Source organism: Stenotrophomonas sp. GL_111, from assembly GCF_057835245.1.
Window position 1 is genome coordinate 3,916,098 of sequence record NZ_CM174421.1, and the last position, 16,642, is coordinate 3,932,739.

Annotated in this window: 14 protein-coding genes; 6 read left to right on the top strand and 8 right to left on the bottom strand. The window is 66.8% G+C overall.

Features of this window, described 5'->3' with window-relative positions:
- Positions 1-264: 264 nt before the first annotated feature.
- From AC3IPM_RS17380 to AC3IPM_RS17405, 6 genes are all read right to left on the bottom strand, one after another.
- Positions 265-1,134, bottom strand: a complete 870-nt coding sequence (locus tag AC3IPM_RS17380) for a hypothetical protein (RefSeq protein ID WP_489301495.1) — start codon at positions 1,132-1,134, stop codon at positions 265-267.
- Between the two features lie 80 nt (positions 1,135-1,214).
- Entirely contained in the window at positions 1,215-1,562 is a 348-nt protein-coding gene (locus AC3IPM_RS17385) for a DUF6616 family protein (RefSeq protein ID WP_489301496.1), read from the bottom strand.
- 13 nt (positions 1,563-1,575) lie between these two features.
- Entirely contained in the window at positions 1,576-2,319 is a 744-nt protein-coding gene (locus AC3IPM_RS17390) for a DNA alkylation repair protein (protein ID WP_489301497.1), read from the bottom strand.
- A complete protein-coding gene (locus AC3IPM_RS17395) occupies positions 2,316-2,813 on the bottom strand; it encodes a MarR family winged helix-turn-helix transcriptional regulator (RefSeq protein WP_489301498.1) in 498 nt (165 codons plus the stop codon). The genes AC3IPM_RS17390 and AC3IPM_RS17395 overlap by 4 nt, the downstream gene beginning before the upstream one ends.
- A gap of 71 nt (positions 2,814-2,884) precedes the next feature.
- Entirely contained in the window at positions 2,885-4,228 is a 1,344-nt protein-coding gene (locus tag AC3IPM_RS17400) for a sensor histidine kinase (protein WP_489301499.1), read from the bottom strand.
- Positions 4,225-4,935: a response regulator gene (locus tag AC3IPM_RS17405; RefSeq protein WP_489301500.1), complete on the bottom strand. Its 711-nt coding sequence runs from the start codon at positions 4,933-4,935 to the stop codon at positions 4,225-4,227. Before AC3IPM_RS17405 ends, AC3IPM_RS17400 begins: the two co-directional genes overlap by 4 nt.
- 28 nt (positions 4,936-4,963) lie before the next feature.
- Here AC3IPM_RS17405 and AC3IPM_RS17410 point away from each other — a divergent pair, with 28 nt between their 5' ends.
- Positions 4,964-5,965, top strand: a complete 1,002-nt coding sequence (locus AC3IPM_RS17410; RefSeq protein WP_489301501.1) for an aspartyl protease family protein — start codon at positions 4,964-4,966, stop codon at positions 5,963-5,965.
- Between the two features lie 136 nt (positions 5,966-6,101).
- Here AC3IPM_RS17410 and groL read toward each other — a convergent pair whose 3' ends face one another.
- Together groL and AC3IPM_RS17420 are read right to left on the bottom strand one after the other, a co-directional pair.
- Positions 6,102-7,751 carry a chaperonin GroEL gene (gene groL, locus AC3IPM_RS17415; protein ID WP_489301502.1) on the bottom strand — a complete coding sequence of 550 codons (1,650 nt, stop codon included), beginning with the start codon at positions 7,749-7,751 and terminating at the stop codon, positions 6,102-6,104.
- Positions 7,752-7,841: 90 nt separating this feature from the next.
- Positions 7,842-8,129, bottom strand: a complete 288-nt coding sequence (locus AC3IPM_RS17420) for a co-chaperone GroES (protein WP_489301503.1) — start codon at positions 8,127-8,129, stop codon at positions 7,842-7,844.
- A gap of 738 nt (positions 8,130-8,867) precedes the next feature.
- Between AC3IPM_RS17420 and AC3IPM_RS17425 the strand changes: the two genes are divergently transcribed.
- From AC3IPM_RS17425 to AC3IPM_RS17445, 5 genes are all read left to right on the top strand, one after another.
- The gene (locus tag AC3IPM_RS17425) at positions 8,868-10,652 is read left to right on the top strand and encodes an endonuclease (protein ID WP_489301504.1); all 1,785 of its coding nucleotides are present in this window, start codon (positions 8,868-8,870) and stop codon (positions 10,650-10,652) included.
- Positions 10,653-10,722: 70 nt separating this feature from the next.
- Positions 10,723-11,061: a divalent-cation tolerance protein CutA gene (gene cutA, locus AC3IPM_RS17430; protein WP_489301505.1), complete on the top strand. Its 339-nt coding sequence runs from the start codon at positions 10,723-10,725 to the stop codon at positions 11,059-11,061.
- On the top strand, positions 11,061-13,442 hold the full coding sequence (locus AC3IPM_RS17435; RefSeq protein WP_489301506.1) for a protein-disulfide reductase DsbD family protein: 2,382 nt from the start codon (positions 11,061-11,063) through the stop codon (positions 13,440-13,442). The genes cutA and AC3IPM_RS17435 overlap by 1 nt, the downstream gene beginning before the upstream one ends.
- A complete protein-coding gene (locus AC3IPM_RS17440) occupies positions 13,439-14,002 on the top strand; it encodes a TlpA family protein disulfide reductase (RefSeq protein ID WP_489301507.1) in 564 nt (187 codons plus the stop codon). Before AC3IPM_RS17435 ends, AC3IPM_RS17440 begins: the two co-directional genes overlap by 4 nt.
- Before the next feature lie 124 nt (positions 14,003-14,126).
- Positions 14,127-16,637: a PepSY domain-containing protein gene (locus AC3IPM_RS17445; protein WP_489301508.1), complete on the top strand. Its 2,511-nt coding sequence runs from the start codon at positions 14,127-14,129 to the stop codon at positions 16,635-16,637.
- Positions 16,638-16,642 lie beyond the last annotated feature (5 nt).

The window sequence follows — 16,642 nt, forward strand, 5'->3', positions numbered from 1 at the left end:
TCCGCCGGTGGCTTCGGAAAGTAATACCAAAAGTAGGAACTGGCGGGGCGTGCGTTCATTGGGGAGTATTGATAGCACAGCTTTTGTGCGGCGCAAAATGTTTCATCCGCAACGGTGCGTACGATTCAGCCACCCCGGTGGTGCCGCGCCATGCTCGGCATGCCCTCCCCCTTGTCGGATGGACATTAGGTAAGGGCTGACCCTCCTCCTGCTTTCACTGCTCACACTCCAACAACGGCGCAGGCAACGCAGGCTATGCCCGTGCTACGAAATCCGGGTGTGGCCCGTATCGTCGAGGGGACTGCCGCCGTGCCCCAATCGCTCCGTATAGGCATCGGAAGGATAAGGCGCCAGCACAGCATCGCCATTGGCATCCTCGGCATGGAACTGATCGATCAGGCCAGTGGCGAACCAGCCTGCCAGGCCCGGCGCGCGCCAGTCGGGTGCGAAGCGCGGACAGCGCAGTTGGCCGCCCACCGAGAGATCGTTCTGGAACAACGCGATCACATCGGCTTGAACATCGCCCGCAACGCCTATCTCCTGGCCGGTCTCAACCAAGGACTTCACAGTAAGGCTTCCTCCTACCAGCAGCCCACAGTCGTTGCCGGACCCCGCATGGACATGCTCTGCCTTGAGATCTCCGGCTACGACAAGCCATCCTTCGCAGATCAGGTTGTGGGTGCTCAGGTTGCCTAGAACGAGGACGCTGCCGTAGTCGAACAAGTGCGCAAGCTCAAGCGTTCCGTCAATTGCAAGGTCGCCCTCAATGATCAGGCAATCGATGTTTGGATCAAGCCTCCAATCCCCTTCAAGCTGCATTCCAGGCATGCATAGCACCGTCGGAGACGCCGCCCCTGTTGCCCTCGTCGAATCGGCATGCAGCGCCTTCTTGTTGCGGGCAGCTTCTTCGGCGCTGATATGACCAGCCTTCGCCAAGTCATCGTACATATCCCCTACAACGTCCAAGGCATCGGCATCGCTTGAAGCATCCTCGAAGTCTTCGATGGGTGCGAGCGCACGAAGAAGCAGGCCACTGACCCGGGCAGACGTTGAAGCAAGAACTTCACGCGCACGCACAGTGTCAAGCGCACTGACAACACAGTCACTGGGGAGGTCGCCGGCAAGTATCTGCATGGATGTCTGCTCCAAATGGCGATCATCCTACGGACAATGCGTGAAGAGCCATGCAACTAGTTTGAAATATGCCCCCGCACCTACACCTTCGGCAGCGCCGCCAGCTCAGCCAGGTGCGCCTGCAGACCACCCGCCGCACCTACAACGTGGCTGGTGGTGAAGTACTCGTGCCAGCCAGTTGAAGCGATCGCCGCCAACAGCCCATCGGCATCCTCGCGCGCGTTGCATTGCCAGATGGCGTAGAACTGCTCGGCGCGGGCATGCGGAACGTCCTGTTCGATGGGCCCCATCGCCAGCGGTTTGATCGCGGCCGGATCGACGTGCTGCATGCCGGCGCCGATCCTGGCGAAGAACGCCGCGCGCGACAGCCCGTCCAGTGCGGTCCAGGCGGGGGTGGCGGTGTAGAGCTCGATCAACATGTGCGACATGGGAAACCTCGGGTCAGAGCGAGCGCAGAGCGCGCTTGCGGATATAGGTGTTGGCGGGATGGTCGGCATGCTGTTGCTGCCAGTCGCTGCACAGCGCGCGCACCCATTCCGGCTGGCTCTTGCCGGCATCATTCAACCAGTTGCCCACCGAGTCCTGCACGTAGCGCGACGGGTCGCGGCACAGCGCGTCCAGCAGCGCACGCGCGTGTTCGGGTTCCTGCTTGAACAGCGCCACATGCCCGGCCCACACGCCACGCGGGCGCAGTGCTTCGCAGGCGAAGCGACGCAGGTTGAGCGAGGCGTCCGTGCTCCATGCCTGCAGGTGCTGCAGCGCGCGCAGGGGCTCGGCCACGATATGCGGGCGCACCGCCAACCAGGCCCACTCGCGGACGCCGAAGTGGCTGTCATCGGCCAGCTGGCGCAGCGCGTCGAGCTTGTGCTCCAGCGACAGCACCGGATCGCTGCCGATCAGGTAGCAGGCCCAGCCACGTACCGTGTCGCTGCGATGCGCCGACCAGCGTGCGACGTCGCCGCAGACATGCGCGCGCAGCAGTGTGGCCGCGCCCTGCATGCGCACGGTGATACCGCTGCTGGCCGCCTTGCGCATGGTGGTGATCGCCGCGGCCGGCAGGTCCGGCGCGACGTGGCTGAGCAGCTTGGCGAAGTCCACTGCGAGAAGCTCGGACAGCTGCGTGGCCTCGGCCTCACCGCGATCAAGCTGACCGCGACGCTCGCGCGACAGTGGCAGCCTGGTCATGCCGCCGCCCTCCCGGCATCGGTGCGCGACCAGACCCGGCACAACAGCCGGCTGAGCAGGTCGCGCTCCGGCGCACTGATGTCGGCGAACAGCGTGCGGATCCATTGGGTATGCATCTCGAACAGGTCCGTGGCCTGGCGCACGCCGTCACGGGTGAGCTGCACGCTTATCCGACGACGGTCCTGCGGGTCACTGAAGCGGCGCACGAGGCCATCGCGCTCCAGGCCATCCAGCAGGCCCGAGACGGTGGCGCGGGTCACCCCCGCGCGTTCGGCCAACTGATGCGGCGACAACGCCTCGTCGGCGCCGTGCAGCAGGAACAGCAGCACGAAGCGCGCCTCGCTTAGTCCGAGCGGGGCCAGCCGGTTGGCACAGTCCTGGTCGATCGCGCTGGCCAGCGACAGCAGCTGGAAGCACTGCGCCATGCCGTCGTCCTCGGCCTGGCCACGGCGCTGCAGCTCGGCAAGGAAAGCCTGGTGTTTGCGTTCGAGCATGAGAGCACCGGCGAAATTATTAGGCGCCTAATCATATCGCCACCCAGACCCAGGCGAAAGGCTTGGGGCATTCAGCCTTCTGCCGCGAGCGGCCACTGCAGCCGTGCGACCAGGCCGCCACCGGGCCGATCCAGCAGCAGAAGTTGGCCGCCATGTTGGCGCACCGCTGCCTCGGCCATGGCCAAACCCAGCCCGGTGCCGCCGGTGCCGCGGTTGCGCGAGCCCTCCATGCGCTGGAACGGCTTGATCAGGCGTTCTTTCTCGGCCTGGGGGATACCAGGGCCGCGATCGGCGATGTCGATCATCGCCTGACCATGCTGGACCGACAACGCTATTTCTACGGCCCCACCATAGCGCGCGGCGTTGTCGATCAGATTGTCCAGCGCACGCCGCAGCAGCAGCGCGTCGACCGCGCCCCATGCCTCCAAAGGCGCCTGTACCGCTATCTCAATTCCCCGGGCCTGCGCATGCTCCGTGCATTCGCGGACCAGTTCGCCCAGGGCGGTGTGCAGCCTCTGCGCGGTATGCAGCTCGCCGCGCGCGTAGTCCAGTACCTGATCAATCATCGTGGTCATGCGCTGGATATCATCAATCATCCTGGCCGCCTGCTCTGCGGGTGCACTGTCGGCACGCAGGCGCAACCCGGTCAGCGGTGTGCGCAGATCATGCGCAACGGCCGCCAGCATCCGCGTGACTTCGCCGGTCTGTGCATGTAACCGATGGCGTGCCTGGTTCATCGCCTCGGCCAGTACCTGCACTTCACGGGGACCCTGCACCGGCAGCGGTGCGCTCGACTGCAATGACAGGTTCGCACTGGCTTGGGCAAGTCGGCGCAACGGTCGAGTCAGGCGCAGTGACAGCCAGGCCGCCAGTGGTGCGAGGAGGAATGCCCCGCCCGACAGCGCCAGCAGCACCTGTCGGCGCCACTGGGCCAGTTCACTGTAGTCGGCGCCCACCACCTGCCAGTCTCCACCGACGTCCTGTACTGCCAACTCGAATGCCGGCCAGAGCAGACCCGGCAGCAGCGCCTCTTCACCCAACGCCTCGTGTCCCGAATCGCCCCTCAGCAGCTGTCCCTGGCGGATCACCTGCACCTGCACCGCGCGGCTGTCCACAGGACGCCGCCAGACTGTTCGCACCCGATGCCTGGGCAGCTGAAGGTGCTCTGCAGCTACCGCGCTCAACCACACTACGTCGGGGCCCTCTGGCACCTTTGCCTGCCTCACGCGGCGCAGTCCAAGTTGCACGGGATCTTGATCACCGTCCAGCGCCTGGATGGCGGCCGCCAGACTCATCTGTGGTGCTGACGGGCTCGGCAGCGCCCACACCACGGCAAAGCTCACCGCCTGGGCAACCAGCAGCGTTGCCAGCGTCAGCAGTGCGATTCCTGAGGCGGTATGCCAAGGCCGGCTCATCCGCGCGTGACGACGGCGGAGAATCGGTAGCCATGGCCGCGCAGCGTCTGGATGAGCGTTTCACCGGCATGGGCAGCCTGCCCCAGTTTGCGACGCAGCCGGCTGACAGCCAGGTCAACGGCGCGATCGAACGGTTCACTGTCATCGCCATGGGTGAGCTGCATCAGCCGGTCACGACCCAGTACCCGGCCTGGGCGCTCCGCCAGCGCACACAGCAGCGTGAACTCGCCGCTGGTCAAGACCACTTCCGAGGCATCGGGGGCCAGCAGCCGACGCTGTTCCATGTTCAACTGCCAACCGTCGAAACGCAGTGTCGCCACTGGCCTGCGCTGTGCCGCCTTATGCGCTCGCCGCAACAGTGCGCGGACCCGCGCCAGCAGTTCACGCGGGTCGAACGGCTTGGACAGGTAGTCGTCGGCGCCCATCTCCAGACCGATGACTCGATCCGGAGCACTCCCCATGGCACTCAGCATCAGGATCGGTGTGCCCAACGGCTGGAGCCGTACGCATACCGACAATCCGTCTTCGCCTGGCATCATCCAGTCCAGCACGATGAGGCTGGGCGCGCGCTGCGCCAGCAGTGCGTCCAGGGCGATGGCATCGGCGGCAACACGTACCGAGTAGCCGTGCTGCCTCAGACAGTCGGCAATGGCATCACGGATGCTGGTGTCGTCATCGACCACCAGAATGTCGGGGATATCTTCCATGCACGGATTATGCCCAGCGTTTGTATCTGTGCTGTATCAGCCGTACTGGCAGCAGGACATCGCCACGATACACAGCCGCGTTGAAATGGCGTCCCCTGTAGGAGATCTGCCGATGCGTAACGCACTTCTGTTGAGCCTGACCTGTCTTGTCGCATTTCCCACCCATGCCGCCGTGGCCACACATGCGATTCCAACGTGGATGCGCGATGGTCATCCCACCGTTGCCGTGCAGCTGGGCCAAAGCGTGGAACCGCTGCACTTTGTGATCGACAGTGCAGCTGGCGCGACAGTCATTGATCAGGCGGCTGCGCGACGTGCGAGTCTGGAAGATGTGGAAGCCGAGGACGTCGTCGTTGAGGGTGCCACTGATCGCAGTACGATCCTGCGACGGACCCGGAGCACGCAGTGGCGACTGGGTACGTTGTTGTTCACCGCCGCTGCCATGGAAACCGACCTGAGCGGGTTGGCAAGCGCTGACGGCAACCGCATCGATGGCATCCTCGGCAATGACATCACCGACGCGTACGACACTACCTTCAACATCTCAGCGCAGCAGGTCCTGCTTCAGCCGCCGGGCACGATCCCGCGCGACGAGATGTGCACGACCAACGCATTGCCAGCGCGCGATGCCACGCTGCGCCGCTTCGCCTTCGTACAGATGCAACTGGGCAAGTCCGCAGTCACCGCGATAGCCGTGATCGATACCGGCGCAGCGCAGACGGTGCTCAACGATGCCGCAGCGCGCGCACTGGGCCTGCGTACCGATGGTACCGATACCCGCCTGCGGGTCCGCGAGAAAGGTACCCGTGGACTAGGCGGCACCGTCATGCCTACCTGGCTCTACACATTGCCAGAGCTCCATGCCGGTAAATGGCGACACGCACCGCTGGAGGTCCGCATCAGTGCGCTGCCCGTATTTGCCTCGCTGGGCCTGGACAAGCAGCCCGCGCTCATCCTTGGTGCCGATGCAATGCGGGATTCCAGGATCCAGATCAGCGCAGGCGCAGGGTGGATCTGCCTGCGACGGTAAGCTGCGCTATTGACGCCCGTCCACAAAAAAACCCCGCCTTGCGGCGGGGTTCTTCGTCGTACTGTGGCGCGTGGGTACCGGCCGGGGGCCGGCACCTACCGGACCGATGCGTGCCGACCGAAGGCCGGCTGCGGCATCAGAAGTCCATGCCGCCCATGCCACCCATGCCGCCCATACCGCCGCCAGCGGCGCCAGCGCCGTCATCCTTCTTCGGCGACTCGGCCACCATCGCTTCGGTGGTGATCATCAGGCCGGCGATCGAGGCAGCGTTCTGCAGTGCCGAACGGGTCACCTTGGTCGGGTCCAGGATGCCGAATTCCAGCATGTCGCCGAATTCGCCGGTGGCCGCGTTGTAGCCGTAGCTGCCGGTGCCTTCCTTGACCTTGTTGACGATCACGGACGGCTCTTCGCCTGCATTGGCGACGATTTCGCGCAGCGGGGCTTCCATCGCGCGCAGGGCGATCTGGATGCCGTGGTTCTGGTCTTCGTTGGCACCCTTCAGGCCGGCCAGCGCGGTGACCGCACGGACCAGGGCAACACCGCCGCCCGGGACCACGCCTTCTTCAACGGCTGCACGGGTAGCGTGCAGGGCGTCGTCGACGCGATCCTTCTTTTCCTTCATTTCGATTTCGGTCGACGCACCGACCTTGATCACGGCAACGCCGCCGGCCAGCTTGGCCACGCGTTCCTGCAGCTTCTCGCGGTCGTAATCGGACGAGGTGTCTTCGATCTGGGTCTTGATCTGGGTGACACGCGCTTCGATGTTGGCCTTCTCGCCGGCGCCATCGATGATCGTGGTGTTTTCCTTGGAAACCTGCACCTTCTTGGCGCGGCCCAGGTCCTTGATCGTAGCCTTTTCCAGCGACAGGCCGATTTCTTCGGAGATCACGGTGCCGCCGGTCAGCACGGCCATGTCTTCCAGCATCGCCTTGCGACGGTCGCCGAAGCCCGGTGCCTTGACGGCCACGACCTTGACGATGCCACGGATGGTGTTGACCACCAGGGTGGCCAGCGCTTCGCCTTCGATGTCTTCGGCGATGATCAGCAGCGGCTTGCCGGCCTTGGCGACGCCTTCCAGCACGGGCAGCAGGTCGCGCACGTTGGAGATCTTCTTGTCGTGCAGCAGCACGTACGGATCGTCCAGGTCAGCGGTCTGCGACTGCTGGTTGTTGATGAAGTAGGGGGACAGGTAGCCGCGGTCGAACTGCATGCCTTCGACGACGTCCAGCTCGTTTTCCAGGCCCGAGCCTTCTTCAACGGTGATCACGCCTTCCTTGGTCACGCGGCGCATCGCTTCGGCAATGATGTTGCCGATCGACTCGTCCGAGTTGGCCGAGATCGTGCCGACCTGGGCAATCGCCTTGTCGTCGGTGGTCGGCTTGGAGATGTTCTTCAGCTCGGCAACGGCGGCCACGACGGCCTTGTCGATACCGCGCTTGAGGTCCATCGGGTTCATGCCGGCAGCGACGGCCTTGGCGCCTTCGCGGATCAGGGCCTGGGCCAGCACGGTGGCGGTGGTGGTGCCGTCGCCGGCGTCGTCGTTGGTGCGGGAAGCGACTTCCTTCACCATCTGCGCGCCCATGTTCTCGAACTTGTCAGCCAGTTCGATTTCCTTGGCGACGGACACGCCATCCTTGGTGATGGTCGGGGCGCCGAAGCTCTTTTCGAGCACGACGTTGCGGCCCTTCGGGCCCAGGGTGGCCTTGACGGCATTGGCGAGAATGTTGACGCCGCGCACCATGCGCGAACGAGCGTCTTCACCGAAACGAATATCCTTGGCAGCCATTGCGATTACCTTTTTGGTAGAGCCGGACCATGCCCGACTGCATTGAACGGGGGAAGCGAAAGCGCCGGGGCAGGCCCGGCAGCGTCAAACTCAGCCGATGACGGCGAGGATGTCGTCTTCGCGCAGGACCTTGTACTCGACGCCTTCGGCCTTGTAGCTGCTGCCGGCGTACTGGCCGTAGATGACCTTGTCACCGACCTTCAGCGACGGCGCGCGGACGCTGCCGTTGTCCAGCGGCTTGCCCGGGCCCACGGCCACGACTTCACCCTTGGTCGACTTTTCCTTGGCGGAATCCGGAATCAGGATGCCGCCGGACGAGATTTCATCGGCTTCGATCGGCTTGACCACGACGCGGTCGTGAAGCGGCTTGATGCTCATGTGAGACCCTTTAAGTTATTGATTGGTCAGAAAAAGTCTGGCGATGTTAGCACTCGCACCAGGCGACTGCCAGCAACGCTTACGAAAAAACCCGACGCTGCGGGACACAGCAGAGATGAGGCTGGCGGCATCCCTTTCAAGGGCTGCGGGTCAAATTTTTGGTTCTTCTTCCATTGGAGGGGTGTCCCGCTCCCAGGGCAACAGCAGCGGGCTGCGCGGTTCCATGGGCTGGCGGCCTTCCGCGAAGAGCACTGCTGGCTTCGTTCCGGGTGTGAGGCGAGCGTTGGGGCCCCCTTGGTGGGTGGCAGGCGCCTTGGCAAATGTCCCCCGGCGCCGGCCTGCGGCCGTCACCTCCTCCTTTACTTTGCCCAGTCGCCTGCCACCCACCAAGGGGGCAAGGCTTCGGAACGCACTTGTAAAACCGAGCGCCAGCAAAGAGGCGCCCGTGTACGTGGTACGCGGGCCCCGATGCCCTTGCGGGCGAAGTAAAGGAGGAGGGGACGGCCGCAGGCCGGCGCCGGAGGACATTCGCCTGCAAGGGCATCGGGGCCCGCGCCCCAGCCACCCACCGCGGGGCCTGCCACGGAACAATGCCCCGTGGGCTTTTCCGCAGAGGGAAAGAAGCGCCGTTTTCTTGACGCACGTCTCAGTGTCAGAGGTCGATTCCGACATATCGATAGAGGTGTCATCTGGATTGGGTAGATTCGGCCGGCGACACCCAATCACAAGGAGTAGTAGATGAGGTTGCTCACCCCGCTGTCCCTGGGTTGCCTGATGGCACTGGCTGCCGGCACCGCCCAGGCGGATGTATTCATCAATGAACTGCATTACGACGACTCGACCCCCGCCGGCGATGTCGGCGAGGCGATCGAGGTGGTGGCCACCGCCGGTGAGGACCTCAGCAGCTACCGGCTGTACCTGTACAACGGCAGCAATCCCTCGGCCGCGGCCGTGTACGCCAACAACCCGGTCCCGGCCGGCACTGCGGCGAGCTGCGGCAAAGCCACCCTCGCCACCGTCACCTACCCCACCAACGGCCTCCAGAACGGTGCCAATGACGGCATCGCGCTGGTCGATGGCAGCGGCAAGGTGGTCCAGTTCATCAGCTATGAAGGCACCATCACCGCGGCCGGCGGTCCCGCTGCGGGGCTGACCAGCCAGAACATCCCGGTCAGCGAGAGCAACAGCACCGCCCCGGGTACCTCCCTGCAGCTCACCGGCAGCGGCAGCCAGTACAGCCACTTCACCTGGGCCGAGTCCGCCGCGCAGACCTTCGGCGCCTGCAACACCGGCCAGACCTTCAGCGGCGGTGGCGGCACCGGCCCGAACACGCCGCCGTCGGTACGCCTGACCACCCCGGAACAGGGCGCCAGCACCTTCCCGGCGGCCGCCGACCTCAACGTGACCTTCAGCGAGACGGTGACCCTGGCCAGCGGCGCCTTCGTGCTCAGCTGCGGCCAGTCCGGCACGGTACCGCTGACCCATGCCAGCAGCGGCAGCACCTTCTCTCTGTCCACCAACACCGCGCTGATCGCCGGCGAAGCCTGCCGTTTCGATATCCGTGCCAGCCGCATCAGCGATGCACAAGGCGCCCACCCGGCGGCCGATACGCGCATCGCCTTCACCGTGGCCACCGGCGGCACCGGGCCGGGCCCCGATCCGGATCCGGGCAGCTACTACTCGCGGGTCAACACCACCTCCCCCAGCCAGCTGCGCTGCTCGCTGCATGAAACCATCAAGGGCCATACCGCGTATCCGTACAGCGGCTCGGGGACCAGCACCTGGACCATCCTGGAGATCGCCGACGAAGATCCCAACAACAGCGGCAAGATCCTGGATGCCTACCGCAACCACAGCTACACCAAGGTCAGCGGCCGCGCGGGTACCGGCAGCGGCTTGACCTACAACCGCGAGCACACCTGGCCGAACTCGCTGGGTTTTGCCAGCACCACCGGTGACAAGGGCCTGCCGTATGCGCCCTATACCGACACCCACATGCTGTACCTGACCGATGCACAGTGGAACGCGGACCGCGGCAACAAGCCGTTCGCCAAATGCGACAGCAACTGCGGCGAGCGTGCCACCGAAGCCAACAACGGCGTTGGCGGCGGCAGCGGCGGTTACCCGGGCAATTCCAACTGGGTGCGTACCCCCGACGGCAATGGCGGTTCGTTCGAGGTGTGGGGCAAGCGCAAGGGCGACATGGCGCGTGCGGTGATGTACATGGCCATCCGCTATGAAGGGGGCAAAGACGCCAAGACCGGCCAGTCCGAACCGGACCTGGAACTCACCGACGACCGCAGCAAGATCGTCAAGACCTCGGCCTCGCCGGCCTACATGGGCCTGCTCTCGACCCTGATCGACTGGCACCTGTCCGATCCGCCGGATGCCGCCGAACGTGCCCGCAACGAAGTGGTGTTCAGCTTCCAGGGCAACCGCAACCCGTTCATCGACCACCCCGAATGGGCCACGCCGGGCCTGTTCACCTCGGCCAAGCCGGCCACCTGCCAGCTGGCCAACTGAGCCTCGCCGACCGGCGCCCATGCGGCGCCGGTCGGACCAATCGGCTCGCACGGTCCTATACTCGGCGGTCATGTCGATCGCCGATCCCGTATTCATTCTTTTCACCACCTGCCCCGACGCGGCCTGCGCCACGCGGCTGGCCCATGCGCTGGTGGAAGAACGCCTGGCGGCGTGTGTGACCCGCCTGGACGGGGCGCACTCGACGTACCGCTGGCACGGTGAAATCAGCGAGGACCACGAGGTCCAACTGCTGATCAAGACCACCGGCAGCCGCCTGGACGCCGCCATCGCGCGCGTGCAGGCCCTGCATCCGTATGAACTCCCCGAGTGCATTGCGGTCGAAACCCGCGCCGGCCTGCCGGCGTACCTGGACTGGATTCGGGCGCAGACCCGTGAGGAAACTGATTGATGACGCTGCTTCGTCGTATTGCCGCGCTATGCGCGCTGTTCGTGGTTTCCCTGCCGGCCCTGGCGGTCAGCGAGAAAGACCTGTTGCCGGTGGACGAGGCATTCGGCCTGAGTGCGCAGGCGCGGGACCGCGACCGGATCGAGATCCGCTGGAACATCGCCCCCGGCTACTACCTGTATCGGCACCGCACCACGGTCAAGCCCGATGCCGGCTTCGCCGCCGAGGCCTTGCAGATGCCGGCCGGCAAGAAGCACCACGACGACTTCTTCGGTGAAGTGGAAACCTACCGCGAACGCCTGATCGCCGTGCTGCCGGGCAAGGCCGCCGATGGCACCGACACGGTCACGCTGGAAGTGCGCTACCAGGGCTGTGCCGATGCCGGGGTGTGCTACCCGCCGCAGAAGCGCAGCGTGCAGGTCAAGCTGCCTGCGGGCGCTGCTGGCAACACGGCCATGGCGGCGTTGAACAGCGCGCCGGCCGCCGCCACCGGCTCGCCGTTCAACAACCCGCTGGCCGGCAACAGCGGCGGCGGCCTGCGCCTGCCCGGCGCGGCGGCGGCCCAGGCCCTGCCGCTGCCGTCCGAGCGCGCGTTCGGTTTCGATGCCATCGTCGGCGACGGCAACACCGTGTTGCTGCGTTTCAGCCCGGCGCCGGGCTACTACCTGTATCGCGACCGCACCTCGTTGAAGCTGGAAGGTGCCAGCGGCATCCACGCCGACAAGCTGCAGTGGCCGGCGGCCAAGTCGCACCGCGATGAACATTTCGGCGATGTGGCGGTGTACTTCGACCAGGTCGATGTGAAGCTGCCGCTGCGCCGCAGCCGCGCCGAGGCCGACGATGCCACCCTGGTCATCACCTTCCAGGGCTGCCAGACCGATGGCATCTGCTACCCGCCGATGACCCGCCGGGTGAAGCTGTCGCTGCCGGCCGGCAAGGTCAATGCCAGTGGCGATGAGGCCGCAGCCAAGAGCGAGGTGATCACGCCGCTGCCGAACCGCGACAAACGCGCCCAGGCGCGTGAGCGCGACAACGCCGGCATCGCCACCGAGCCGCTGCTGATCCGCCCGAACGCGTCCGATGCCAACGCCGCCGGCGTGGCCAGCAGCAGCCCCGATGCCAGCGCCGAAAATGCAGGGCGCACGCCGCCACCGGCCGCGACCGCCCCGGCGGCGGGCAACCTGCTGATGCTGCTGCTGTTCGCGGTGGCCGGCGGCCTGATCCTCAATCTGATGCCGTGCGTGCTGCCGATCCTGTCGCTGAAGGTGCTGGGCGTGGCGCAGAGTGGTGAAAGCCGCCAGCGCGCGCGCAGCCATGCGCTGTGGTACACCGCCGGCGTGCTGGTGGCGTTCGCCGCGATCGGTGCCCTGGTGCTTGCACTGCGTGCGGCTGGCCAGGCGGCGGGTTGGGGCTTCCAGCTGCAGCATCCGTGGTTCATCGCCGCGCTGGTGTATCTGATGTTCGCGGTGGGTCTGAGCCTGTCCGGCGTGTTCACCCTGGGCGGCAGCCTGGGCGGTGTGGGCCAGACACTGGCCGCGCGCAGTGGCCCGGTCGGCGATTTCTTCACCGGCGTGCTGGCCTGCGTGGTGGCCAGCCCGTGCGTGGCGCCGTTCATGGGCCCGGCATTGGCGTACGCGTTTGCCGCACCGGGGCCGCTGGCGATGCTGGTGTTCCTGGCACTGGGCCTGGGCCTGGCGCTGCCGTTCCTGCTGATCGGCTTCGTGCCCTCGCTGGCCAAGCGCCTGCCGCGCCCGGGGGCGTGGATGGAAACGCTCAAGCACGTGCTGGCGTTCCCGATGTACGCCACCGCGATCTGGCTGCTGTGGGTGCTGGGCAAGCAGCGCGGCGTGGATGCGATGACGTTGGTGCTCGGCGGCCTGGTGGTACTGGCGCTGGCCCTGTGGTGGTTCGAACGCAGCCGCTGGCGCAGCCAGCGCGTGGGCGGCCTGCTGGCCACGCTGCTGCTGCTCGCCGCGCTGGTGCCGGTGTGGGGCGTGACCCGGCTGGATCCGCCGGCCAAGGCCGCCGCTGCCGCCAGCGACAACGTGGTGGCGTATTCGCCGCAGATGCTCGACCGCCTGCGCCAGGACAAGCGCGTGGTGTTCGTCAACATGACCGCCGACTGGTGCGTGACCTGCAAGGCCAACGAGCGCGCCGTGCTCGGCACCGATGCATTCCACGACACCCTGCGCCGTACCAACGCGGTGTACATGCGCGGTGACTACACCGATGTGGACCCGGAAATCACCGCGTTCCTGGATGAGCACAAGGCGGTGGGCGTACCGCTGTACGTGGTGTACGGCCCGGGTGCACCGCCCACCGTGCTGCCCGCCGTGCTGACCCAGGCGCTGGTGGAAGAAGCCCTGCTGCGTACCGCGCGATGAGTGCACGGCCACCACGCCGGACCCGGGTGGTGGCCGCCTTCGCGGCGCTGGTCGGCATCGGCACCGGAGCCTGGTTCTTCAACCACTCCCTGCCCGAACCGCCACCGCTGCCGGCGCCGCGTGCGGCAGTAGCCAGTGCCGGCATCGGCGATGCGCTGCCGGCGATCACCCTGCCCGACCTTGATGGCCACCCCCAGGACCTGGCCCGCTTCCAGGGCCGCCCGCTGTTGATCAACGTCTGGGCCAGCTGGTGCGGGCCGTGCGTGGAGGAAATGCCCGCGTTGGCGGCCTTCGCCGCGGCGCAGCCGGCCGACGGCGTGCAGGTGCTGGGACTGGCGCTGGATACGCCCGATGGCGTGCGTGATTTCCTGCAGCGCGTACCGGTGGCCTACCCCATCGTGCTGGACACTCCCGGCCCAACCGATGCCAGCGTGCGACTGGGCAACACCCAGGGCCTGCTGCCGTACACGGTGCTGGTGGATGCGCAGGGCCGCATCGTCAAACAGAAACTGGGGCCATTCAAACACGGTGAGATCGAGGGCTGGGCGCACGCGCCCTGAGCGCCACCCCGGCGACCGGGCCGCCGCGGCTTGACCCCTGCCCGCCCGCACCCAACAATGACGAGATCCATTCTCATCCGTGCTGTGGCCGTCCGCCGCCGCCACTGCCGCCGAATCCCCCCGCATGTTGAAGTCCATCCTGTTCCAGCTGCACTGGCTGCTGGGTATCACCGCTGGCACCGTGCTGGCGGTGATGGGCCTGAGCGGGGCCACGCTGGCCTTCGAAGACGAAATCCTGCGCGCGGCCAATCCCGGGTTCGCGCAGATCGCACAGCAGCACGCCGATGGCGCGCAGGCGCTGGAACTGACCACGTTGGTGCCGCGGCTGCAGCAGGGCCAATCGCGCCCGATGCAACGGCTGCGCGTGGACGCCACCGGGCTGCGGTTGTCGGAGGCACGCTTCGCCGGTGGTCGAGAGCACTGGCGCTACTTCGATCCGTACACCGGCCAGACGTTGGGCCACCTGCGCGGGCAGGCGTTCTTCATCTTCGTCGAAGACCTGCACCGGCACCTGGCCAGCGGTGAGCGCGGCGGCCTGATCACGGGCAGCTGCGCGATCGTGCTGGTGTTCTTCTGCCTGTCCGGGTTGTACCTGCGCTGGCCGCGCACGTGGTGGCACTGGCGCACCTGGCTGGCGGTGGAGTGGCGCCGCAGTGGCCGCAGTTTCCTGTGGAGCCTGCACTCGGTGGTGGGTACCTGGGTGCTGCTGGTCTACCTGATGATCGCCCTGACCGGGCTGTGGTGGTCCTTCGACTGGTACCGCGAGGGCGTGACCCGCCTGCTCGGCGGCACGCCCAGCGCCCAGAACACCGCCAAGGCCGGGCCCGGCGCGCTGGACCTGCAGCGGGTACAAACCACGCTGTACGCACTGGAGGGCGTGCGCCAAGGCTACATGGACCTGCGCTTCCCGGCCGCGCCGGGCAAACCGCTGACCGGCCGCGTGCGCGGCACCTCCACCGCGCACGACCGCGCCCAGGACATCGTGCAGATCGATCCGGCCAGCGGCGCATTGCTGAAGTACGAGCCCTACGCAGGCAAGGACGTGGCCGGCAAGGCGCTGGTCAGCGTGTTCGCGCTGCACTCGGGCAGCCTGTTCGGCCTGCCCGGGCGGGTGGTGGTGATGCTGTCGAGCCTGTGCATGCTGGTGTTCTTCATCACCGGTTGGATGTTGTACCTGGACCGCCGCCGCAAGCAACGCGAGGTACGTGCGTCGCGGTTGCCAGGGGTCGGCACCACCCGCACCGATCAGGTGCCCTGGCTGGTCGGTTTCGCCAGCCAGAGTGGCTTCGCCGAACAGTTGGCCTGGCGCGCCGCTGCACAGTTGCAGGCGGCCGGGCTGGCCGTGCAGGTGCGGCCGTTGGGCCAGCTGGATGCCGCCCGCCTGCAACAGGCCGACAAGGCATTGTTCGTGATCAGCACCTTCGGTGACGGTGAAGCGCCCGATGCCGCGCGTGTGCTCGAGCGCAGGCTGCTGCAGCAGCACGTGGGGCTGGCCGGACTGCAGTACGCCGTGCTTGGGCTGGGTGACCGCGAATACGCGCGCTTCTGCGGGTTCTCGCGCCAGGTGGATGGCTGGCTGCAGGCGCAAGGCGCGCAGCCCTTGTTCCCCACCGTGGAGGTGGACCGCGAAGACCCTGCGATGCTGGCGCGCTGGCAGCAGCAGCTCGGCATCCTCAGTGGGATCGAAGATACCGCCCCGCTGCCGGTGCAGGCCGCCCTGCAACCGTGGCGCCTGCTGGGTCGCCGCGTGCTCAATGCGGGCAGCGCCGCCGGTGCGATCTGGCAGGTGGACCTGGCCGCACCGGCGCCGGTGGCGTGGCAGGCCGGCGATATCCTGGAAGTGGCACCGCGCCATGCCTCCGCCTACGTGCATGACGTGTTGGCGCGGCACGCGCTGGACCCGGCCACGTGGGTGGAGATGGGCGGCCAGCGCCTCACGCTGGGCGAGGCCGCCAGCACCCGCGTACTGCCCGACGCAGCCGCCGTGATACCGGCGCGCGACGCCAGTGCATGGCTGGCCGGCTTGCCGCAGCTACCGCACCGCGAGTACTCCATTGCCTCGGTGCCTGCCGATGACCGCCTGCAGCTGGTGATCCGCCTGACCGCGCTGCCCGATGGCCGCCACGGCGTAGGTTCGGGCTGGCTGTGCGTGCATGCCGGCAGCGACGATGTCATCCACGCGCGGGTGCGCCGTAATGCCGGCTTCCATCGCTTCCCCGAACACGCACCGATGCTGCTGATCGGCAACGGCACCGGCATCGCCGGGCTGCGCAGTCTGTTGCGCGAGGCGGCGCTGCAGGGCGATCGCGGCCACTGGTTGATCTTCGGCGAGCGCACCCGGGCGCACGACCATCTCTACCGCGACGAGATCGCCACGTGGCAGCGCGAGGGTCACCTGTCGCGCGTAGATCTGGCGTTCTCGCGTGATCCCGACGGTGGCGGCTACGTGCAGCATCGTCTGCGCGCCGCGCCGCAGGCTCTGCAGGCCTGGGTGGCGATGGGCGGCAGCATCTACGTGTGCGGGTCGCTGCACGGCATGGCCGATGGCGTGGACGCGGTGCTGCGCGAGGTGCTGGGCGAAGACGCGGTCGACGCCCTGCTCGGCGACGGCCGCTACCGCCGCGACGTGTACTGAGCGAC